Origin of the sequence: Xanthomonas sp. BRIP62411 (genome assembly GCF_003993525.1) — a bacterium.
GTDB lineage: Bacteria > Pseudomonadota > Gammaproteobacteria > Xanthomonadales > Xanthomonadaceae > Xanthomonas > Xanthomonas euroxanthea.
In genome coordinates this window covers 173,767-196,287 of the sequence record NZ_QEZI01000016.1, presented here as the reverse complement: position 1 = coordinate 196,287, position 22,521 = coordinate 173,767, and the positions used below count along the sequence as shown (strand labels likewise).

Here is a 22,521-nt window from a genome sequence, read left to right as displayed (position 1 = left end):
GGGAATGGAGAATGGGGAATCGCGGAAGCGGGGATGCCGGGCCTTCGGAATGGGACCTGCAGAGCGCGTGGCCGTTGCGATTCCCCATTCCCAATTTCCGATTCCCCGCCGTCAGGCAAACTGCCGGAGAAAACGCACATCGTTCTCGAAGAACGCGCGCAGGTCGTTGACGCCGTAGCGCAGCATCGCAAAGCGCTCCACGCCCAGGCCGAACGCGAAGCCTGTGTAGCGCTCAGGGTCGATGCCGACGCTGCGCAGCACGTTGGGGTGCACCATGCCGCAGCCGAGCACTTCCAGCCAGCGCGTGCTGCCGTCCGGCTGCTGCCAGGCGATATCCACTTCCGCGCCCGGTTCCACGAACGGGAAATAGCTGGGGCGGAAGCGCATTTCGAAGTCGCGCTCGAAGAACGCCCGCACGAACTCGGACAAGGTGCCCTTGAGATCGGCGAAGGTGGAATGCTCGTCCACCAGCAGGCCTTCGACCTGATGGAACATCGGCGAGTGGGTCTGGTCCGAGTCGGAGCGGTACACCTTGCCGGCCGCGATCATGCGCAGCGGCGGTGTGTGTGCATCCATGTAGCGCACCTGCACACCGGAGGTATGGGTGCGCAACAGGCGACCATCGCCGAAATAGAACGTATCGTGCATCGCGCGCGCCGGATGGTGCGGCGGAAAGTTCAGGGCTTCGAAGTTGTGCCAGTCGTCCTCGATCTCCGGACCATCGGACAACTCATAGCCCAGGCGCGCAAAGATCTCGACGATGCGCTCGAGCGTGCGCGTGACCGGGTGCAATCCGCCCCGTTCACCGCGACGCCCTGGCAAGGTCACATCGATCCGCTCCCCGGCCAGACGCGCGTCCAGTGCGGCGTTTTCCAGCGCGTGCTTGCGCTCGGACAGTGCAGCGGTCAGCGCATCGCGCGCCAGGTTGATCGCTTCGCCAGCGGCTTTGCGCTGATCGGCTGGCAGCGTGCCGAGCTGCTTGAGCTGGGCGGTGATGCTGCCGCTCTTGCCCAGCAATGCGACGCGCAAGGCTTCCAGTTGGTCCGGCGTCTGCGCGGCGGCGACATCGGCCAGCGCACGCTCGGTCAGGGATTGAATCTCACTCATTGCACTCGCGCCTCAACTGCTCAGCCGAACGATGTTTCCGGATGCACCGGAATGCATTGCCACTCAAATCGCGTCCTGCCCGGCATCCACTCAACGATGCCGGCCATCTAAAACGCAAAAGGGGAAGGACTCGCGCCCTTCCCCCTGCATATCTGCTTGCCCTCGCCGGAGGCCTGCACACGGATGCGCAAACCCCGACAAGAAACTACCCTTTCAAAAGTCCGCACATGGATGTGCGGGCTCTTGCAGAGGGACCTGCATTTACGCCGCCAGCGCGCCCTTGGCCTTCTCAGCCAGCGCGGCAAAGCCGGCGGCGTCGTGCACGGCGATATCGGCCAGCACCTTACGGTCCAGAGTGATACCAGCCTTCAGCAGGCCGTTCATGAAACGGCTGTAGCTCAGGCCATTGATGCGGGCAGCCGCGTTGATGCGGGTGATCCACAACGAACGGAACACGCGCTTCTTCTGCTTACGGCCGATATAGGCGTACTGCTGCGCCTTGATGACCGCCTGCTTGGCGACGCGGAAAACCTTGCGACGGGCATTGTAGTAGCCCTTCGCCAGGGTCAGAATTTTCTTGTGGCGGCGGCGCGCCTGCACACCACGCTTTACTCGTGCCATGGTTCAGTCCTCAGAGGTAGGGAAGCATACGGTCAAGACGGCCTGCGTCCTCGGCACGGACGTGATTCGTCTGCCGCAGGTTGCGCTTCCGCTTGGTCGCTTTCTTCGTGAGGATATGGCTACGGTTTGCGTGGCCGCACTTGTACTTGCCGGAGGCGGTCTTGCGGAAACGCTTGGCCGCCGCCCGGTTGGTCTTGATCTTGGGCATTGCAATGTCCTTGATGGTGTTTTGTCACTGACCCGGGCGGCAGTCTTGCGACCACGCTTTCCATCCATGCCCTTGCCTGCTTGTAAGTCCTTGATCGAACACGATCCGGACAGGTCCTGTACCGCTTGCGCGGCGCCCCGGCAAAACCGGGCCGCGCAGTCTACCCGTTGCCGGGAATTCTTGCAAATGAATGCCGTCTCCGGCCAGGCGGGCCCTACCGGGCCCGTCCCAGCGCGGGATCAGATCTTCTTCTTCGGCGCGATCATCATGACCATCTGGCGCCCTTCCAGGCGCGGGCGCGACTCGATGACGATATCGTCGCCCAGGTCGGCCTCGATCCGCGACGCCATCTCGCGCCCCAGCTCCTGATGGCTCATTTCACGGCCACGGAAGCGGATGTTGACCTTGACCTTGTCGCCCTCTTCCAGGAAGCGGCGCATGTTGCGCAGCTTGATCTGGTAGTCGCCCTCGTCCGTGACCGGACGGAACTTGAGTTCCTTGATCTCGACCTGCTTGGTCTTCTTCTTGGCCTCGTTGGCCTTTTTCTGCTGCTCGAACTTGAACTTGCCGAAATCCATGATCTTGCAGACCGGCGGATCGGCCTGCGGCTGGATTTCAACCAGATCCAGGCCTTCTTCCTCGGCCTTGGCGAGCGCTTCGTCGCGCGACAACACGCCGACCATCTCACCGTCACTGCCGATCACGCGGACGCGCGGCACACGGATTTCTTGGTTCTTGCGGTTCTGTTTGTTGTCAGGGGTACTGATATTGCAATCTCCCAGGGGAATCGAACCGGCGCATCCGGATCATCCAGACCGGCCGGGGTTGGCTCACGCTGCCTGCTCTGCCTGCAGACGCTCGATGAAGGCCGAGACCGTCATGGTCCCGAGGTCCTCTCCCGAACGAGTCCGCACGGCGACGGCACCGTTTTCCTTCTCGCGGTCACCGACGACGAGGAGATAAGGCACGCGTTGCAGCGTATGCTCGCGAATCTTATAACCGATCTTCTCGTTACGCAAATCGGCGTTCACACGGAAGCCTTGATTTGCAAGGGTTTTCCGAACCGAGTCGACATAGTCTGCCTGTGCATCGGTGATATTTGCGACAACGACCTGGACCGGAGCGAGCCAGGAGGGGAAGGCGCCGGCGTGGTGTTCGATCAGAATGCCGATGAAACGCTCCATCGAACCGACGATCGCCCGGTGCAGCATGACCGGATGCTTCTTCTGGCTGTGCTCGTCCACGTACTCGGCGCCGAGGCGGCCCGGCATCATGAAATCGACCTGCATGGTGCCCAGCTGCCAGGTGCGCCCGATGGCGTCCTTGAGGTGGTACTCGATCTTGGGACCGTAGAAGGCGCCCTCGCCCGGCAGCTCCTGCCACTCCACCCCGCACACGCCCAGCGCGCTGCGCAGCGCGGCTTCGGCCTTGTCCCAGGTCTCGTCGTCGCCCAGGCGCTTTTCCGGGCGCAGCGCGATCTTGATCTCGATGTCCTCGAAGCCGAACGCGGTGTAGACCGCCAGTGCCTGCTGATGGAAGGCGGTGACTTCGGCTTCGATCTGCGATTCCAGGCAGAACACGTGCCCGTCGTCCTGGGTGAAACCGCGCACGCGCAGGATGCCGTGTAGCGCGCCGGACGGCTCGTTGCGGTGACAGGCGCCGAACTCGCCGTAGCGGATCGGCAGGTCGCGGTAGCTATGCAGGCCCTGGTTGAACACCTGCACGTGGCCGGGGCAGTTCATCGGCTTGACCGCGTAGGTGCGCTTCTCCGACTCGGTGAAGAACATCGCATCCTGGTAGTTGTCCCAGTGGCCGGACTTCTGCCACAGCGACACGTCCAGGATCTGCGGGCAGCGCACCTCGCCGTAGCCACTGTCGCGGTAGACCTTGCGCATGTACTGCTCGACCACCTGCCACAGCGACCAGCCCTTGGGATGCCAGAACACCAGGCCGGGCGCCTCTTCCTGCAGATGGAACAGGTCCTGCTGCTTGCCGATGCGGCGATGGTCGCGCTTGTCGGCTTCCTCCATGCGCAGGATGTAGGCGTCCAGCTGCTTCTTGTCGGCCCAGGCGGTGCCGTAGATGCGCTGCAGCTGCTCGTTCTTGGCATCGCCGCGCCAGTAGGCGCCGGAAATGCGGGTCAGCTTGAAGGCCTTGAGGAAGCGCGTGTTGGGCACGTGCGGGCCGCGGCACATGTCCACGTATTCCTGGTGGTAGTACAGGCCCATCGCGGTGATGTCGGCGGACATGTCCTCGATCAGGCGCAGCTTGTACTCCTCGCCGCGCTGGGTGAACACCTCGATCACCTCGGCGCGCGGGGTGACCTTCTTGATCACCTCGTAGTCCTGCGCGATCAGCTCCTGCATGCGCTGCTCGATCGCGGCCATGTCTTCGGGCGTGAACGGGCGCTCGCTGTAGATGTCGTAGTAGAAGCCTTCGGCGATGACCGGGCCGATCACCATCTTGACCTCCGGGTACAGCTGCTTGACCGCATGCCCGACCAGATGCGCGCAGGAGTGGCGGATGATCTCCACGCCTTCGGGGTCCTTGGCGGTGATGATGCGCAGGCTGGCATCGTGGTCGATGACGTCGCTGGCATCCACCAGCTGGCCGTCGACCTGGCCGGCGATGGTCGCCTTGGCCAAACCGGCGCCGATCGACTGGGCGACCTGCATCACCGAGACGGGGGATTCGAATTCGCGGCGGCTGCCGTCGGGGAGCGTGATGTTGATCATGGGCAAGAATGAGGTCTGGGCTGGCTGCAGCGCGATGGCTGCAAGGGAGATCTGCCCGTTGCGGGACAGGCTCGGATAAAGGGGTGGCGAGAGGTGGTGCAGAAACAACGCCGTACAGGCGCCTTGCCAACTGGCGCGGCCGGGATCAGCGGTGGGCGGTGGTAGTGCTCATGTCGCACGCTGGGCCGGCGCGGGGCGCGGGCCACCTTCTCGCAAGGGGGTCTTGAGGCGAATGGTAAACCAATCAGCCCGCCGTTGCGCATGCCGGCACCGGGCTGGCGGGCGCGTGGCATGATGCCGGCCACCTGTGCTGCCAGTACCGACCATGACCATCAAGGGTAAAGCCACCTCGCTGGATATCGCCTACCTGGCCGGCGTGTCGCAGCCGACCGTGTCGCGCGCACTGCGCGGCAGCCCGATGGTCAACGAAGAAACCCGCAAGCGCATCCTGCGCATCGCCAACGAGTTGAACTACAAGGTCGACAAGAACGCCTCGTCGCTACGGCTGCGCAATGCGGGCACGCTGGCGCTGCTGTTTTTCGAAGACCCCACCGCCGACGATTCGCTGATCAACCCGTTCTTCCATTCGATGCTGGGCTCGATCACCCGCGCCTGCGCGCTGCAGGGCTACGACCTGCTGGTGTCGTTCCAGCAGCTGTCAAAGGACTGGCAGGCCGATTACGAAGACAGCAACAAGGCCGACGGCATCATCCTGCTCGGCTACGGCGACTACCAGCAGTCGCGCCAGCGGCTGCAGCTGCTGGTCGAGCAAGGCACGCATTTCGTCCGCTGGGGCGCGGCGCTGCCGGGTCAGCCGGGCATTTCGATCGGCAGCGACAACTATCAGGGCGGGCTGGACATCACCGCGCATCTGCTCGCGCAGGGCTGCCGCCGCATCGCCTTTCTCGGCCACGCGTCCAATCATTACCCCGAGTTCGAAGAGCGCTACCGCGGCTACGTGGCTGCGCTGAAGCAACAGGGTCTGGCTGCCGATCGCGCGCTGCAGTTCGATGCGATCACCACCGAGTCGTCCGGCCATGCCGCATGCGTGGAGCTGCTCGACAGTGGCCTGGCCTTCGATGCGGTGTGCGCGGCCAGCGACCTGATTGCGATCGGCGCCATGCGCGCCTTGCGTGAGCGCGGCTTGCGGGTGCCGCAGGATGTCGCGGTGAGCGGCTTCGACGATATCGCCCTGGCGGCGTCGGTGGCGCCGGCGTTGTCGACGGTGCAGCAGGACACCAAGCAGGCCGGCACGCTGCTGGTGGAAAGCCTGGTGGCACTGATCCGCGGCGAAGCGGCGCAAAGCCGCACGATCCCGGTGAAGCTGGCCGTGCGCGACTCCTCGCGTAGCAACGGCCTGCAGCCCCCGCTGGGCTGGAGACCGTCTGGCGCGGAGACCGGCGAGGCGGTGCTTGGCCGGGCCGCTGATGGGGCTGTCAGGCGTTGAATCGGGATTAGGGATTAGGGAATCGGGAATCGCTGGAGCATACGTGGCAGGCTGCGCGGGATCGGCTGCAGCCATCGATGCTTCGTAGGAGCGCACCAGGGCGCGACGGAGCATTCCCGGCAAGCCCTGTCGCGCCCGGGTGCGCTCCTACCTGTTGCGGGCGTCGCGCGCGGCCTGCTCGGCCATCTGCAGATCGAGCTGCTTGCGCAAGGCCGGATCGGTGACCGGCGCATCCGAGAGCAGCACGCGCACGCCGTGCGCGGGCACTGCGGCCAGCAGCCGACGTTGCACCCGCACCTGCTCGCCGCTCACCGCATCGCGCCAGGTGCCGGGCTGCAGAAAACGCGTCACTGCGATGGTCGCCGCTGCGTCGCCCTTGTTGAGCAGCACCAACGCCATCTGGTTGGCGCCCGCATGCTGATAGACCCGCAAGAACGCCGCCTGATCCCCGCGTAGCAGCACATCCACCTGTACGCCGCGCTGCAATGCCGGCGTATCGCGACGCAGCCGCGCGATCTGCTGCAGCGGGCCGAAGATCGGGCTTTGCGGCGCGGTGCGGATGCGCTCCTGGCCAAAATAGTTGCGGTTGCCTGCGTGTTCGGCACGCCCGCGCATGAAGCCGGTTTCCGAGCCGTAGTAGATCACCGGGATGCCGCGCGCGGTAAACAGCCAGTTGTGCGCGTCGATAAAACCGGTGTCGCTGGCATCCAGGCGCGCCATGTCGTGGTTGTCGTAGAAGCTCATCAGCTCGTACGGATTGGCATACGGCCCCTGGCGCAGAAACAACGGCGTGGCGAGCTTTTCGAACCCGGCCTGCTCATGGCCGAAGACAGCGGAAAGCTGCTGCTTCAACGGGAAATCCAGCACGCTGACGCCGGCATTGCGCGCCCAGGTATGCCCGGCAATCTTGTTGGCGTCGTAATCGAAGGCCTCACCGAACATGAAGAACCCGGGGCGTTTTTCGCGGATGCGTGCCACGAACTCATGCCAGAAGCGGTCAGGCATCCAGCCGATGGTGTCGATACGAAACGCGTCGGCGCCCTGCTCCATCCACTGCAGATACGCGCCGGCCAGGTAATCGAGTACTGCAGGATTGTTTTCGTTGAGATCGGACAGCTCGGCCAGGCCGCCGCCGGTGTTGTAGAACGCATGCAGCGGAGTGTGCTGCGGATCCAGCTGCGCAGGCGGCAGATTCTGGTGGTCGGCGACCAGGCGACCAGCGGCGTCGTACACCATGCCGAAGCCAGGCTGCGCCACCGGCATGGTATAGGCCGGGGAGCCATGATTGCCCACGATATCCAGTACCACTTTCAACTGGTGGGCATGCATGGCGCGGGTGAAGCCGGCAAAGTCCAGGCCCGGGCTGGGCAGATGCTCATCGAGCTTGTAGAAGTTCACGCCCCAGTAGCCGTGATAGCCGGTCTTGCCGTGGTCGCTGAGCGTACTGCCGCAGCTGATCGGCTTGCCGCCGGTGAAGGCCTGATCCGGATTGTCGACAATCGGCGTGATCCAGACCGCGCCAAACCCCAAGTCGCGGATGTAGTCGGCATGGTCGACGATGCCCTCGAAATCGCCACCCAGATAACCGATGTTGTCGCCGACGCCATCGGCACACGGCGTCGGCACATCGAAGGTGCGATGCGCACCGCCCTGCTCACGTTGATCGTTGCCGGGATCGCCGTTGACGAACCGGTCGGTCACCACGAAATACACCGCGTCGGCGGCAAACGGCTCCAGCGTGCCGTAGTAATCGCCAGGTGCTGCCGCTGCATTCGCCGCGCCTGCACACATCATCACTCCAGCCATCATCACACGCATCACTGCCCTCCCGAGGCCACTGGAACCCGCACCACGCACACGCCGGCAATGAGCAAGCTGGCGCCGCCAATGGCCAGCGCATAGATCGGCTGACCGTCGAGCCAGACGCGCAACACGAAGCCCAGCGCGCTGGCCGCGACCAGCTGCGGAATCACGATGAAGAAATTGAAGATGCCCATGTACACGCCCATCTTGGCGGCGGGCACGCTGTCGGACAGCAGGGCGTAGGGCAGCGACAGGATCGAGGCCCAGGCAAAGCCCACGCCCAGCATCGACAGCAACAGCCACTGCGGGTCGCGGATCACCAGCATCGACAGCAGCCCGGCAGCGCCGAGCCACAGATTGCACAGATGGCTCCAGCGCAGGCCGATCGCACGCACCAACACTGGAATGACCAAGGCCGCCAACGCCGCAAACCCGTTGTAGGCCCCAAAGAGCACGCCCACCCAGTTCGCGCCGTCGTTATAGGCGGCAGATGCGGTGTCGTTCGCACCGAAGTGCACCTGGGTGACCGCGGCGGTGGTGTAGATCCACATCGCAAACAGCGCAAACCAGGAGAAGAACTGCACCCAGGCCAGGCGCCGCATCGTCAGCGGCATGCTGCGCACGTCCTGCACGATCGTCACCAGCATGCTGGTGGACGGCAGCACGCGCGCCAATGCAAGCAACGCACCGTAGGCGACGCACAGGCCGGCCAGCACGTAGAGCATGCGGTCGCCGTGCTGCCAGGCGATCGCAGCGGCAAGCAGCACACCGATGCCGCACCAGAGCACACCTGCACGTGGCGACGGCAAGCTGCCGGCGATTGCCGCAGTGGCGACAGGCGGATGTGCATCATCGAAGCTTGCCAGCTGCTGCGGGCTGTATTCGCGCGTGCGCAACACCGTCCAGCTGATCGACAGAAACAGCACCGCTGCACCGAGGTAAAAAGCGTAGCGCACGCTGTCGGGCAACTGTCCCGGCGGCGCGGTATTGGCCACGCCCCAGTGGGTGAGCAGCCATGGCAGGAAGCTCGCCACGATTGCACCGATGCCGATGAAGAAGCTTTGCATCGCATAGCCGGCGGGCCGCTGCGCAGGCGGCAGCTGGTCGCCGACCAGGGCGCGGAATGGCTCCATCGAGATGTTGATCGAGGCATCCAGCACCCACAACGTGCCGGCGGCAACCCATAGCATCGGCGCGTTGGGCATCACCAGCAAGGCCAGTGTGGTGAACACCGCGCCGACCATGAAATACGGGCGCCGGCGGCCCCATCGGGTCCAGGTGCGGTCCGACAGGTAGCCGATGATGGGCTGCACGATCAGGCCGGTGAGCGGCGCGGCGATCCACAAGCCGGGCACGTCGTCGACCTGTGCACCCAGGGTCTGGAAGATGCGGCTGGCGTTTGCGTTCTGCAGCGCAAAGCCGAACTGGATGCCGAGAAAGCCGAAGCACATGTTCCAGATCTGCCAGAAACTTAGGCGTGGCTTGGCGTTCATTGCCCAGCCTCCGTGCTCGCCGCAGGTCCGACCAGCAGCGCGCTCACCTGCGCGGTGTTGACCACCCCGTCACGACCACCGCGGCCGCCGTTGTACTGCGCAAAATGCGCCAGCGCACTCATGTTGAAGCCATCTTCCAGCCGGAACCGGCATGGCTGCCCGGCCGCCGCAGTGAAGCCGACCTGCGTGGACAGCTGCTCGCCCACGCTATGCGGCATCACCACGATCTGCGCTTGCGGCGCCTGCCCCGGGCATTCCAGCACCAGCCGCTTGACCGCCGCAGTGACGCCGGTATTGATCGGGCCGTTGGCGTTGCGATAACGCAGCGATACGCGATGCCAGCCCGCGGGTGTGGGAGTCCAGGCCCAGACCTGGCTACCCGCGACTTCCTGCAACGGGCCGAGCGTCAACGATGGACTGTGCAGCGACTCCAGGCCATCGGTGCGGCGGGTCAGGCTGAGCACATGCAGCCTGCCGTCGTCGCGCAGGTCCCAGTGCCGCGTGGCGTTCAGTGCCTGCCCATCCATGTACAACGTCGCCCCTTCCGGAATCGCGATGCGGTAGCCGTCGCCCTGCCGTTGCGCAACAGGCGCTTCGGGCGTGCCGGGTGCGAACACCTGGTCTGGCTGCGGTGGAACCGTGGTGTCGGCCTTGCGGCCGACCAGATGCACCAACGTGGTCTGGCCTAGTTGCTCGACCTCCCCCGCCACCAGCAACTCACCTGCATCCGCCGTCGGCCGCTGCAGCACATACCGGCGGGCACCCTGTTCAAGCACGATCTGCTGGCGCTCGCCAAACAACAACGGCAGCAACACCCGCGGCAGTTTCGGAGCGACGCTGCCATCGGCGCCCACGCCGAACACGCCTTCCAGCACGGCGGAGAGATAACCGGCAACCGACCACAACTGCCGCGGCGAATTCACCACCGGGCCGCTGCGGGCGCCCTCCTCCACGTGCACGGCCAGGCTCTGCATCTCGTAGTTTTCCATGTTGGAGCCGGCCAACGCGCTGCCGCGCATCAACGACTGCAGCTCCAGCGCAATACGCGGCGCATCGTCCAGCTGGCGTGCGGCGCGCAACGCATACGCGCTGACGAAGGGCCAGACGGCACGGTTGTGGTAGATCGGCTGCTCGGCTTCCTGCGGCCACACCACCGGGCTGCCGCCGGCAACCATCGGATACCTGCGCAGTGCGATACGCGCGCGGTCTTTCGGAAATACATCGGCCAGCACGCCGAGCGACACGCCGAGCAGATCGACCTTGGCGTAGCGCACCGGGTGCGCGGCATTGCCCAGGTAGCTCACGTACTGCTTGCTGCGCGCATCCCAGAAGCGCGCAGCGATGGCCTGGCGCAAGGCATCTGCCCACTGGGCGTACTGGTCCGCGCGCGCATCGCCATGCAGGCGCGCCAGTTGCTCGGCCAGACGCAGGGCCTGGTAGTGCAACACGTTGGTGGACAAGGCAAAGGACTCGGCGATGAAACGCACGTCCTCGCGCGTCCACCGCGGATAGGTCTGCTCGCGCCAATCCAGGAACGAGGTTTCGCCACGGTAGAGCCCGATCTGCGCATCGAACACCGCGGCACGGTCTTGCGCGATGGTGTCCTGTAATGCACGCCAGACCTCTTCAGCGAATGACTGATCGTCCAGCAGGCCACGCGCGGCGAGGAACCACACCACACGGTCGCTGCTGATCGGCCAGCTGCCACCGGAGCCGGTGTCCTGCGCAACGAACAATCCCGGCGTCTGCCCATCGCGCGCCGCCGACAGCTTGAAGCGCAGCGCATTGCGCGTACGCTCCGGCTCCAGGCGCGCCAACGCCAGATCGGCGGCGAAGCTGACATCGCGCGTCCATACGTAAGGCCAGCGCTCACCGGTTTCGAAACACGCGCATGCCACCGGCTTGCCGTCATTGAAGGCCGGATCGCGGATCGCATCGACGCGGTCGTCGGCCATTTCCTGCTGGGCCAGCGCAAACAAGGCATCGAACAATGGACTGGCAGTGTGCGTGCGCATCGGTTGCGGCCCGATACGACGCTCGCCCTGCGGCCAGCGCAGCACGAACCCACCGTCTTCGAGCGCCTGCGCCTGCGCGCGGCGGCCCTGGAATTCCAGCTCGTCGGCCAATACCGGCGAGCTTGCCGCAACGCCGAGCGTTGCAGCCATGCAGATCATCTTCAGCATCGACGCGGCGAGACGGCTTGCACCGTCGGCCTCCCTCCCTCGTTGCACGCGTTGTAGTGCGCGGCACTGGCGTGCCACGGGCGCGGACCCTCCCAGGTGCCGTGGCGCCATGGTAGACGCGCACCCCGGGGTTCGGCACCACTGCATACGTATTCATGGCATTGGCCGCAGTGCAGCATGGCCCATCCACGCCGCGTCATTGCATAGTCGCCACTGACGCAATGGCCGCCTTGGGAGGGGATATGCCGCTGTCTTCACGTCGCGTGCGTTCGACATCGAGCGCCGCAAGCAGTGCGCGCCTGCTTGCCCTGCTGCTGCTCGGCAGTCTTGCCGGCATTGCGCAGGCCGAGCGCATCGCCATCAGCGCGGATTCGCCCGGCAAGGTCCTGCAGGTCACGCTGGAAGTGGACGGCGGCACACCCTACTACCACGTGCAACGCCTGGGCCAGCCGGTGCTGGAACGCTCGCGCCTGGGCTTCCAGTTACGCAACGGCCGGCTGGACCGCGGCCTGGTCGTCCTCTCGCAGGCGCGCCAGCATCATGACGACACCTGGGAACAACCCTGGGGCGAGACGCGCCTGGTGCGCAACCACTACAACGAACTACGCGTCAGCCTGGGCGAACCCGGTGGCGCGCAGCGCAGGATCGACGTGATCTTCCGCGTGTACGACGATGGCATCGGCATGCGCTATCACTTCCCCGAACAAGCGGGATTACGCGAAGCCATCATCGACGAGGAAATCACCGAATTCGCCATCGCGCAGCCGTCCGAAGCGTGGTGGATTCCTGCAGGCGAGCCGATCCACTACGAATACCTGTATCAGCGCACGCCGTTGAACCAGGTCGCGCTGGCGCATACGCCACTCACCTTGCGTACCGAGAGCGGGCTGCACGTCGCGCTGCATGAAGCGGCGCTGGTCGATTACGCCGGCATGTGGCTGCGCCGTACCGAAGGCCGGCGCCTGCGCGCGCAATTGTCACCCGCTGCCGAAGGCTGGAAGGTGCGGCGCACGCTGCCCTTCGACACCCCGTGGCGCACGCTGCAGATCGCCGACCAGGCCACCGGCCTGGTGGAATCCAACCTGATCCTCAACCTCAACGCGCCCAACGCCCTGGGCGACGTGAGCTGGGTCAAGCCGTCCAAGTATGTCGGGGTGTGGTGGTCCATGCATCTCAACCAGCAGACCTGGGCAACCGGGCCGACCCACGGCGCCACCACCGCCAACACCAGGCGCTACATCGATTTTGCCGCGGCGCACGGCTTTCGTGGCGTGCTGGTGGAAGGCTGGAATCCGGGCTGGAACGGCGAATGGTTCGGCAACGGCGGCAGTTTCGATTTCACCCGGCCGACGCCGGATTTCGACCTGCCCGCACTGAGCAACTACGCCGCCGGCAAGGGCGTGCATCTGATCGGCCATCATGAAACGGGGTGCGCAGTGGATCATTACGAAGACCAGATCGCCGAAGCGATGGACCTGTACGCCCACTTCGGCGTGGACTCGGTCAAGACCGGCTATGTCTGCGACGACGGCCAGGTGGAGCGCCGCAACCCGGCAGGCGGTACGCCGCTGCGCGAATGGCACGACGGCCAATGGATGGCGCGCCATCATCTGCGCGTGGTACGCGAGGCCGCCGAGCAGCATATCGCCGTCAACGCGCACGAGCCGATCAAAGACACCGGCCTGCGCCGTACCTATCCCAACTGGATCTCGCGCGAAGGCGCGCGTGGCATGGAGTACAACGCCTGGGGCCAGCCACCGAACCCGCCCGAGCACGAGGTCAACCTGGTGTTCACCCGCCTGCTCGCTGGGCCGATGGATTACACGCCGGGCATCGTCAGCCTGAAAGGCCGCGACGGCCAGGCGATTCCCAGCACGCTCGCGCGCCAGCTGGCGCTGTACGTGACGCTTTACAGCCCGATCCAGATGGCCGCCGATCTTCCCGAGCATTATCTGCAGCACCGTGACGCCTTCCGCTTCATCGAGGACGTGGCGGTGGATTGGGACCAGACCCGTGCCTTGAATGGCGAAGTCGGCGACTACGTCACCATCGCGCGCAAGGACCGGCATAGCCGTGACTGGTTCCTGGGCAGCATTACCGACGAGCATGGCCGGCTGCTGCAGGTGCCGCTCGGATTTCTTGAGCCTGGCGTGCGCTACACCGCGCAGATCTACCGCGACGGTGACGATGCGGACTATGTCGGCAACCCGTTCGCCTTTGTGCGCGAACAACGCCAGGTCAGCAGCGTTGACACGCTGGAACTGCGTCTTGCGCCAGGCGGTGGGCAGGCGATTCGCTTCGTGCCGATGGACGGGAAGCGCTGACTTGGTCGCAACGGCTTGCCGAGGCGGCCTTCAACGCGACCGATGATTGCATCACGCAGCGGCACCGCAGCCGCTGCGGATCGCGCAATGACGTTGCCTCACGCCGGGCGCACCTCGTACCGCACTGCAGCGGAGCTTGCGTGGAATCGATTTCAGCGCAATCAGCCGGGTTGAATACGTATGCAGTGCCCGTTTGCGTGCAGGTGCGGTGTCTACCATACGTCGCAGTTGTGATGCCCGTGGTGGCGCGCGATGCAATGCATCCAGGCGTCTGCCGGATCGAAAAATCAAAGAACAACATGTACCTGGGAGGGGAAAATGTTGAAGCACAAGCGCTCCGCGCTGAGTATCGCCCTGGCCGTTGCCATGGCACCGACGTTGGCGGCCGCGCAATCGGCGGCACCGGCGCAAGCAACCGACACCGAACAAACTGCTTCCGAAAACACCGCCGGCGCGGTGACCGAGCTGGACAAGGTCCAGGTCACCGGGCTGCGCCGCGCGATCGAGGGCGCCATCTCGGTCAAGCGGGATTCCACCTCGATCGTGGAAGCCATTTCCGCCGAAGACATCGGCCGCCTGCCGGACGTGAGCATCGCCGAATCGCTGGCGCGCCTGCCTGGCCTGGCTGCACAGCGTGTCGCCGGTCGCGCGCAGGTGATCAGCGTGCGCGGGCTGTCGCCGGATTTTTCCACCACCCTGCTCAACGGCCGCGAAGTGGTCAGCACCGGTGACAACCGCAGCGTGGAATTCGACCAATACCCGTCCGAACTGGTCAGCGGCGTCACCGTCTACAAGACGCCCGATGCCGGCCTGGTCGGCCAGGGCTTGTCCGGCACCGTCGACATGCAGACCGCACGCCCGCTCAGCTACAACGAGCGGGTGATCGCCATCGGTGGCCGTTACCAGCGCAACTCGCTGGGCAAGGCCGCCAACGTCGATCCGTACGGCAACCGCTTCAATATCAGTTACATCGACCAGTTCGCCGACCGTACCATCGGCCTGACCATCGGCTACGCCCACACCGACATGCCGATCCAGGAAAACCAGGTGGGCCTGTACGAGCCCTGGCAACCGGTAAATGCACAGCGCCCGCGCCCCGGCGTGGCCGATGGCGTGTACTTTTCCGACGGCATCAAGGCATTGCGCCGCACCGGCAACCAGAAGCGCGACGGCGTCATGGCCACGTTGCAGTACCGCCCGTCCAACGCCTGGACCAGCACGCTCGACGCCTTCCATACCGAAGCCGAGCAGATCGACACCGCCAACCAGTTCGAGCTCAACCTGAGCAACTACAACGGTGGCTATACGCCGGGCTTGAACATCAGCAACGTGCGCGTCAACGACAGCAACAGCTTCGTCGGCGGCACCGCCAGCGGCGTCTACCCACTGGTCCGCGGCATGTACAACAAGCGCGAAGACACCATCGACGCGTTTGGCTGGAACAACGAGATCTCCGCCGGCGCCGTCAAGCTCGTCGCCGACCTGAACTACTCCAAGGCCACCCGCGACGAATTGAACCTGGAGAACAATCTCCAACGTGCGCCCATGCCGCAGCTGGACACCGTGGGTGTGTCTGTCGTCGGCAACGGTTTCTCGCAGCTGGCGCCGGGCATGAATTATTCCAGTCCCGACGCGCTGTTCCTGACCAACACCATCTATGGTTCCGGCTACGGCAAGGTGCCGCGCGTGGAGGATGTGCTCAAGGGTGCACGCCTGCAGGCCAGCTTCCCGATGCCCGACGCGTTGAGCTGGTTCTCGGATCTGGATGTGGGCGTCAACTACGCCAACCGCGAAAAGCAGAAGACCCAGCCCGAAGGCAACATCACCCTCGGCGCGCAGGGCGAATCGACCATCGCGCCGGACCTGCAGTACGCACCTGTCAATCTGGGCTTTGCCGGCATCGGCGCCCTGCCCGCCTGGAACGTGCCGGCGGTAGTCTCGCGCTACATGCTGTTCAACCCCAGCGACGACGCCTCGTTCCTGGTATCCAAGGCCTGGACGGTCGAAGAGAAGATCACCACCGCCTGGGTGCGTGCCAATCTCGATACCGAATGGGGCGATGTGGGCGTGCGCGGCAATCTCGGCGTGCAGTTGCAGAGCGCTGATCAGTCCTCGCGCGCGAGCTATTGGGACGCGTCGCAGCCGGTGGGCAGCGAAGTACGCCCGATCGACGACGGCAAGACCTACCGCGACTGGTTGCCCAGCCTGAATCTTGCGTTCCAGTTCCCGTACGAGCAGACCTTGCGTTTTGCAATGGCAAAGCAGGTTGCACGTCCGCGCGTGGATCAGCTGCGCGCCTCGCTGGAATTCGGTGTCGACACCTCCACCGGCCGCCCCGGTGCCAGCGGCGGCAACCCGATGCTGGACCCCTGGCGCGCGAACGCCATCGATCTTTCCTACGAAAAGTATTTCGCCGAGCGCGCCTACGTGGCCGCAGCGTTCTTCTACAAGGACCTGAAGAGCTACATCTACACCCAGAGCCGCGACAACTACGATTTTTCCGCATTGGTCGCCGGCTACGTGCCGCCGCCGGGCTCGGCGCCGGTGCTGACTACCGGTACCTTCAGCGCCCCGTTCAACGGCAAGGGCGGCACGCTGCGCGGCGTCGAACTCACTGCATCGCTGCCGCTGGATCTGCTGTTCTCGCCATTGGACGGCTTCGGCATCCAGGCCAGTGCCACCTTCAACGACAGCGACGTCAAGATTCGCGACCCGGAAAGCGCCTCCAGTGTCGGCGATGGCGAGATCAGCCTGCCCGGCCTGTCCGAACGCGTCTACAACCTCACCGCCTACTACGAGCACAAAGGTTTCGAGGCACGTGTCAGCCAGCGTCGGCGCTCGGACTTCATCGGCGAGATCGGCAACTTCAACGGCAACCGCACGCTGCGCTACGTAGTCGGCGAAAACATCACCGACGCGCAGATCAGCTACAGCTTCAGCGACAGCAGCGATCTCGCTGGCCTGACCCTGCTGCTGCAGGCCAGCAACCTCAGCAACTCGCCTTACCGCACCTACGCCGAAACCAAGGACCGTCCACTGGAATACATCGAATGGGGCCGCACCTTCGTGCTGGGCGTCAACTACAAGTTTTGACGGGATGTGAGCTGCAAGCGATGCACTGATTGGCTACGTCGTTAGTTGTGGCTACATCGTGCCGGTAGCCGTAACGTCACCTGTGGCTGCAGCGTCACTTGTGGCTATCGTGGCCCCTAGCTACAGCGTTACTTGAGGCTGCATCATTATCTGTAGCTGACTCACTGCCTGTAGGTGACTAGTTGCCTGTGGCTGCAGCGTTCCCTGCGTGCCAGTGAGCTGACCGCCCACGGCGCCAGCCCTCTGCACCAGGAGCACCAAAGCCCCTCTCCCACTGGGAGAGGGGTTGGGGTGAGGTACGGCGCAAGCGCAGCGTGCACCCACGCAGTGCCCAGCGTTGCTCCATGGGCCGTCACTCAGGAGGCGGCGCTGCTGAGCAATAAACAACGATCACCTTTTTGACCGGCCTGGCGCCATCAATCAAAAGAAACCCGCCGACGTGAGGTCGGCGGGTTTCTTTTTCCAGGTTTCTTTACCCGAATCTGTATCCACTCTGTATCCACTTCTAAAAAACGCCCAAGATCAACCGCCGATCAAGGCATTACCGGATGTAAAAGCAGCGCTATTCGCACGGCATCGGCCTGGGGCATCGCGATAGCACCAAGGCCGCCCGCAACACATCCATCCTCGCAGTCGATCACCATCGATCTGTACCTACCAGTCGGACATCCCGGACGTATGCAAGGCATCACCGCGTGCCGCGTCCGAACAGCAGCAAGGGGATCCATGAAAGGCTCGCGCAGCCCGCGTCGCACTGCAGGTAGCCAGCGAACCAAGGAACTCCGAGGTAAAGAAAAGCGAGGCATCCCTTCAGGTATGCCTCGCTACGTAGAAGGCGATCACGCAACCACAGCTACCGGTCACGATGCCACATCAGCCACCTTCGATCGCGCACACCACCGCATGCCCGGCCAGGCGCAGGTGGCCATGTTCGATGGCTCCGCGCTCCACGCCCGGCACATCGACTTGCCTCCACGCGCCAGCCGGAAGCCCAAGTTCGGCCCTGTGCGCCGACAGATTGAATGCCAGCAACATCACCCGGCCGGCATGCTCGCGCCGGAACATCAACACAGGCTCGGCGGTGTCGTAGAACGTGATCGCACCCTCGCGCAACGCAGGCTCGCCCTTGCGCCACGCCAGGAACTGGCGCACCGCGCTGAGCATGGACAACGGATCGTCCTGCTGCACACTCACCGCATTCGCACGATGCTCCTCAACCAGCGGCAGCCACGGTTTGCCGCTGCTGAAGCCTGCCGACGGCGCGTCCGTCCACGGCATCGGCGTGCGGCAGCCATCGCGCCCCTTGAAGGTTGGCCAGAAGGTGATGCCGTACGGATCGCGCAGGTCCTCGTACGCCACCTCCGCCTCACCCAGGCCCAGCTCCTCACCCTGGTACAGGCAGATCGACCCGCGCAGCGAACACAGCATCGCCACCACCATCCGCGCGAATGCCGGCGACGCATCTACCCCGCCCCAACGCGTCACCGCGCGCACCACATCGTGGTTGGAAATTGCCCAGCACGGCCAGCCCTCCAGCATCGTGGCTTCGAGCCGGCTCACCGTCTCGCGGATATAGGCCGCGCTGTAGTCTTGCACCAGCAGCTCGAAGCTGTAGCCCATATGCAGGCGGCCATGAGCGGTGTACTCGGCAGTGGTCGCCAACGAGTCTTCCGACGAGATCTCGCCAAGACTCACGGCATGCGGATAGAGGTCCAGCAGCCCGCGTAGGCGCTCCAGGAAGGCCAGATTTTCTGGCTGCGTGTTGTTGAAGTAGTGGTACTGATACGCGTACGGATTGTCGGCACTGAAGCCGCGCCCCACCCGCTTGTCGGCCGGCTTGGCCGGATTGTCACGCAACTGCGCATCGTGGAAGCAGAAGTTGATCGCATCCAGGCGGAACCCATCCACCCCGCGATCCAGCCAGAAGCGTACGTTGTCCAGCGTCGCCTGTTGCACCTCGGTGTTGTGGAAATTGAGGTCTGGCTGATCCACCAGGAAGTTGTGCAGGTAATACTGTTCCCGCCGCGGCTCCCACTGCCACGCCACCCCACCGAACAGCGACAACCAATTGTTCGGCGGCGTCCCGTCCTCACGCGGATCGGCCCACACGTACCAATCCGCCTTTGCGTTGGTCCTGTCCTGCCGGCTCTCCTGGAACCACGCATGCGCGATCGAGGTGTGGCTCAACACCTGGTCGATCATCACCTTCAAGCCGAGGCCATGCGCCTTGTCGAGCAGCCGATCGAAATCGTCCAGCGTCCCGAACAGCGGATCCACCGCACGATAGTCCGCGATGTCGTAGCCGAAATCGGCCATCGGCGACTTGAAGAACGGCGAAATCCAGATCGCATCCACGCCCAACCCGGCGATGTAGTCGAGTTTGGCGATGATGCCGGGCAAATCGCCCACCCCATCGCCATTGGAATCCAGAAAACTGCGCGGATAAATCTGATAGATGACGGCCCCGCGCCACCATGATGTCTGCGACATGTACGCCCCTCCCGGGCCATTGCGGGCGCCAGAATAAGCGCCCTGCTAAAGGCATAGCGTAACTGCGCAACACGGAACAAGGGCGCTCGCGCATACGTATTCATCGGCGGGCAGCTTACTAAAAAACTCCAGATCAGAAACCCACACGCATCACCCCAACCTTTTGTTAATTCTCTTACCTCCCCCACTGATCTCGGATCAGCAGAGTCTAGATACGATTGACAAGCACTCTTTGGTTTTGCCTGCACCGTAACCGTGACGATCAAAACGAACTATTTTAAATTGATCCGCCATCGGCTTAGCACAACTTTTACCAGTGTTGACCCCTACCAACTTGCCAGGCATACACATTAGAATCGCATAAGCATCACCAGCTTCAACTTAAACACTCATGGCAATTAATGAGAATACGCAAGGTAGAAAAATTTAATTACATCCTCCAACATGTAGCTATTTCAATAGAAAACCTCGCTTCCATTATTCTGGGCACCTATGCCCCAACCTCAGCCAGCCTCTTTGATTTTCAGAATCTCTCGAAAATCCGCTCAGAACATGCAGAATAAATTATACTGCAGCTCACTCTTTGACGTATTTTCTCGCAGAGAGATACTGCTTTTGCACTAGCTATTTATAGATCTTTCGCTGACGACAGCACTGTTGCCCATTCTAGATTTTGGAAAAGTATATGCAACACGTTGATTTCTGCAAGAAAGGGCGATAGTACAATCTTTCTCTCCACCTTCGGAACAACGCGCCAAGGCTTCTATTTCCGCTTCTTTTTTTGAAAGCTTTCCAATCGATGCACCTGAACCACTAGTGGGAGAACATGCGATCGCACTCCGTGTTTTTATCCAGCGGCCTAGGGGAACAGCACGAGGAGCAGGAATTTCTTGGCTCGAAGCATAGCCAGTAGAAGACGACGGCGCTGGCCCACATATTGCACTGCCCGCGGCTGTTCCTTTTGGACATGCAGTCTGCGCTTCAGCAACACCATCTAAGGTGCAATTGCACACCAAAAAGAGAAAAGCGAAACCACCTTTTTCAAATTGAATCTGAACTGACAATAGAGCGGCTTTAGATTTCAATACTTGGAAAAGGCAGGCTTACTGCACGCAGAATAAACTGCTTTGCAGTCCCCTCCACTCTCATTGCAATTATTGACCGCACGCGTTTTAGCGTAGTTTTCATCCTGAGCAAGCCCCGTCGAAGCAGGCTTACCCTTTATAGAAGGCCACGCCAGGGCAATGCATTGATTGCTATAAGTTGTTATAAGCTTGCATCTCTTTGAATCCTCTAACGCGCAAGTGCTAATCGCTTTAGAAGCTGCGTCGGACTTGCTTTTCAAGTTTGAAGAGGTTCCAACGCTACCAGTCGAATCATCGATCGCAATAGCTCCCCATCGCGACTCCCATTTTCCGGTGGGAATCGCCCTAGGTGCGGGAACCTCGTTACTGTATCCACCACTACTACTTTCGGTAGGACCACACATTGCAGAGCCAGCCGCAGTGCCAATTGGACAAGCTGTCTGTGCAACGGCCCCATTTACAGAAAACATGAGAAAATAAAATGACGCTAAAACCAACAATGGCCATCTTCACTTTACACCGCCAAATTTTAATAAACCGATTAAACCTAACTACTGTAATCGGAAGCATTTTTCGAACCTGCCAGCATATCCGACATGGTCTGCTACCCTCTTGTAAGCGGAGAATTAATACCGGAGTTGATATTACGTGCTTTTCTGACTACATGAGAAGGTTCTTGTGGAATATATCCACAAGAACCGGGAGGCTGCCCTTGGGACTCGGATGGCTCGCAGCACCAGAGGCTCCAGTCGCCGCCCCATTGCCGCATATGGTGTAAATACACCAAGCGTGTCCTCGACGAATATCAGCCATCGGAGGTGCAGTCAGGATTAGTGTCGTCAGAATTAAGCCCATGCTGCCTTGCTGCAGCGCTTGGCTACTGCTAATTGATGTAAATTCTGAACCAACACGTAACCCAGCAGCGAATATCCCCAGAAGGCTTTGGACACTTTGGTGCCCATGTCCAAAGCATAGATGTCATGACTGCCAGCAAGGATATGCAGAAGAAGGTTACAATCCATGCAAGAGCCACCGTTGGAACAGATTTTTCCATCCAAAAATTTAAGTGCTCCCCAAACAGACAACATCGTACGCCTAGTATCTATGAAAAACCGGAAGGCTACATGACGAATAAACCCCCCTGCACTCCCCACCATATTTTTCGCAATTCGTCACTGACCTTTCTATAGCGACATTTTTATCGTTACTCAGGCCGGTAGCGAATTTCTTATTCCTCTCAGACGGCCACGCCAACGCAATACACTGATTGCTATAAGTCGTAATCACCTTGCAGTCGTTAGAACCATCAGACTCACAATCATTTTTGGCACGCGACACCGCTTCTGATTTACTAGCCAAGTCACTAGAAGTACCGACGCTACCTGTGTTGCCGTCGATTGATATCGACCCCCATCGTGACTCCCATTCGCCGTTCGGGACAGCGCGCGGCCGTGGGAGTTCGTCAGCGGAGCCCCCAGCCGAGCTGGGCGACGGACCACACATAGCTGAGCCCGCGGCCGTACCGATTGGACAGGCAGTCTGTGCAGAAGCATCAAGAACAACCATATTACCAATAAAAATAATTAGAATTGAAGTAACTAGATTTTCCATAATTATTTCCAGTTAAACGTGCCCAGCTATCCAAATACAGATTTTATGCAATCCCTCGATCTTGTGCGCACCCTTTACGCCTGCGAGCAGCTCGCAGGAGGGAGTACCACTAAAAAACTTGGAAGATTAACTCGGGAGCCGCTAACATTCTCTCTAGCCGCATCAACTGGCATAGGCGGAAAGTAGCCATAAGTACAGGCGAATACCCATGCAGGCCCGGACGGCGCAGCACCCGAAGCCCCATTCGCCGCCCCCATTGCCGCATATGGTGTAAATGCACCAAGCGTGCCCTGGAAGAACATCGGAGCCATAGGAGGTGCA

At 62.3% G+C, this 22,521-nt stretch carries 14 protein-coding genes; 3 read left to right on the top strand and 11 right to left on the bottom strand.

Features of this window, described 5'->3' with window-relative positions; translation table 11 throughout:
- Window positions 1-111 precede the first annotated feature (111 nt).
- The 5 genes from EO139_RS13770 to thrS form a co-directional block, all read right to left on the bottom strand.
- The gene (locus tag EO139_RS13770; protein WP_104582008.1) at window positions 112-1,107 is read right to left on the bottom strand and encodes a phenylalanine--tRNA ligase subunit alpha; all 996 of its coding nucleotides are present in this window, start codon (window positions 1,105-1,107) and stop codon (window positions 112-114) included.
- A 261-nt stretch (window positions 1,108-1,368) separates the two neighbouring features.
- Complete coding sequence (gene rplT, locus EO139_RS13765; protein ID WP_016903313.1) at window positions 1,369-1,728, bottom strand: 50S ribosomal protein L20; 360 nt, start codon at window positions 1,726-1,728, stop codon at window positions 1,369-1,371.
- 10 nt (window positions 1,729-1,738) lie between these two features.
- On the bottom strand, window positions 1,739-1,936 hold the full coding sequence (gene rpmI, locus EO139_RS13760) for a 50S ribosomal protein L35 (protein WP_002811096.1): 198 nt from the start codon (window positions 1,934-1,936) through the stop codon (window positions 1,739-1,741).
- Window positions 1,937-2,175: 239 nt separating this feature from the next.
- Window positions 2,176-2,703 (bottom strand): translation initiation factor IF-3, encoded by a 528-nt coding sequence (gene infC, locus EO139_RS13755; protein WP_304941635.1) that lies wholly within the window; start codon window positions 2,701-2,703, stop codon window positions 2,176-2,178.
- A 63-nt stretch (window positions 2,704-2,766) separates the two neighbouring features.
- Window positions 2,767-4,671, bottom strand: a complete 1,905-nt coding sequence (gene thrS, locus EO139_RS13750; RefSeq protein ID WP_126944032.1) for a threonine--tRNA ligase — start codon at window positions 4,669-4,671, stop codon at window positions 2,767-2,769.
- A gap of 325 nt (window positions 4,672-4,996) precedes the next feature.
- Here thrS and EO139_RS13745 point away from each other — a divergent pair, with 325 nt between their 5' ends.
- The gene (locus EO139_RS13745; RefSeq protein WP_104647979.1) at window positions 4,997-6,118 is read left to right on the top strand and encodes a LacI family DNA-binding transcriptional regulator; all 1,122 of its coding nucleotides are present in this window, start codon (window positions 4,997-4,999) and stop codon (window positions 6,116-6,118) included.
- Between the two features lie 147 nt (window positions 6,119-6,265).
- On the opposite strand, the gene EO139_RS13740 is transcribed toward EO139_RS13745, so the two are convergent.
- From EO139_RS13740 to EO139_RS13730, 3 genes are read right to left on the bottom strand one after another with little or no spacing between them, the layout of a single operon-like run.
- Window positions 6,266-7,909 (bottom strand): alpha-amylase family glycosyl hydrolase, encoded by a 1,644-nt coding sequence (locus tag EO139_RS13740; RefSeq protein WP_241235964.1) that lies wholly within the window; start codon window positions 7,907-7,909, stop codon window positions 6,266-6,268.
- A gap of 26 nt (window positions 7,910-7,935) precedes the next feature.
- Window positions 7,936-9,414, bottom strand: coding sequence for an MFS transporter (locus EO139_RS13735; RefSeq protein WP_126971066.1), 1,479 nt, complete (start codon window positions 9,412-9,414; stop codon window positions 7,936-7,938).
- A complete protein-coding gene (locus tag EO139_RS13730; protein ID WP_126971064.1) occupies window positions 9,411-11,597 on the bottom strand; it encodes a Six-hairpin glycosidase-like protein in 2,187 nt (728 codons plus the stop codon). The genes EO139_RS13735 and EO139_RS13730 overlap by 4 nt, the downstream gene beginning before the upstream one ends.
- Before the next feature lie 242 nt (window positions 11,598-11,839).
- Here EO139_RS13730 and EO139_RS13725 point away from each other — a divergent pair, with 242 nt between their 5' ends.
- A complete protein-coding gene (locus tag EO139_RS13725) occupies window positions 11,840-13,921 on the top strand; it encodes a glycoside hydrolase family 97 protein (protein ID WP_126971062.1) in 2,082 nt (693 codons plus the stop codon).
- Between the two features lie 318 nt (window positions 13,922-14,239).
- Complete coding sequence (locus EO139_RS13715) at window positions 14,240-17,014, top strand: TonB-dependent receptor (RefSeq protein ID WP_164739849.1); 2,775 nt, start codon at window positions 14,240-14,242, stop codon at window positions 17,012-17,014.
- Window positions 17,015-17,887: 873 nt separating this feature from the next.
- Here EO139_RS13715 and EO139_RS13710 read toward each other — a convergent pair.
- The 3 genes from EO139_RS13710 to EO139_RS13695 form a co-directional block, all read right to left on the bottom strand.
- Complete coding sequence (locus EO139_RS13710) at window positions 17,888-19,504, bottom strand: alpha-glucosidase (protein ID WP_126971056.1); 1,617 nt, start codon at window positions 19,502-19,504, stop codon at window positions 17,888-17,890.
- Window positions 19,505-20,124: 620 nt separating this feature from the next.
- Window positions 20,125-20,589 (bottom strand): DUF4189 domain-containing protein, encoded by a 465-nt coding sequence (locus EO139_RS13705; protein WP_126971054.1) that lies wholly within the window; start codon window positions 20,587-20,589, stop codon window positions 20,125-20,127.
- Window positions 20,590-21,434: 845 nt separating this feature from the next.
- On the bottom strand, window positions 21,435-21,677 hold the full coding sequence (locus tag EO139_RS13695; protein WP_126971050.1) for a hypothetical protein: 243 nt from the start codon (window positions 21,675-21,677) through the stop codon (window positions 21,435-21,437).
- Between the last annotated feature and the right edge of the window lie 844 nt (window positions 21,678-22,521).

What these genes read in the sequence shown, in the direction of transcription:
- EO139_RS13740 (WP_241235964.1), bottom strand. Translation starts at nt 7,909, where the DNA reads ATGTGTGCAGGCGCGGCGAATGCAGCGGCAGCACCTGGCGATTACTAC.
- rpmI (WP_002811096.1), bottom strand. Translation starts at nt 1,936, where the DNA reads ATGCCCAAGATCAAGACCAACCGGGCGGCGGCCAAGCGTTTCCGCAAG.
- EO139_RS13695 (WP_126971050.1), bottom strand. Translation starts at nt 21,677, where the DNA reads ATGTTGTCTGTTTGGGGAGCACTTAAATTTTTGGATGGAAAAATCTGT.
- EO139_RS13770 (WP_104582008.1), bottom strand. Translation starts at nt 1,107, where the DNA reads ATGAGTGAGATTCAATCCCTGACCGAGCGTGCGCTGGCCGATGTCGCC.
- EO139_RS13735 (WP_126971066.1), bottom strand. Translation starts at nt 9,414, where the DNA reads ATGAACGCCAAGCCACGCCTAAGTTTCTGGCAGATCTGGAACATGTGC.
- EO139_RS13715 (WP_164739849.1), top strand. Translation starts at nt 14,240, where the DNA reads ATGTTGAAGCACAAGCGCTCCGCGCTGAGTATCGCCCTGGCCGTTGCC.
- EO139_RS13710 (WP_126971056.1), bottom strand. Translation starts at nt 19,504, where the DNA reads ATGTCGCAGACATCATGGTGGCGCGGGGCCGTCATCTATCAGATTTAT.
- EO139_RS13730 (WP_126971064.1), bottom strand. Translation starts at nt 11,597, where the DNA reads ATGCTGAAGATGATCTGCATGGCTGCAACGCTCGGCGTTGCGGCAAGC.
- EO139_RS13745 (WP_104647979.1), top strand. Translation starts at nt 4,997, where the DNA reads ATGACCATCAAGGGTAAAGCCACCTCGCTGGATATCGCCTACCTGGCC.
- thrS (WP_126944032.1), bottom strand. Translation starts at nt 4,671, where the DNA reads ATGATCAACATCACGCTCCCCGACGGCAGCCGCCGCGAATTCGAATCC.
- rplT (WP_016903313.1), bottom strand. Translation starts at nt 1,728, where the DNA reads ATGGCACGAGTAAAGCGTGGTGTGCAGGCGCGCCGCCGCCACAAGAAA.
- EO139_RS13725 (WP_126971062.1), top strand. Translation starts at nt 11,840, where the DNA reads ATGCCGCTGTCTTCACGTCGCGTGCGTTCGACATCGAGCGCCGCAAGC.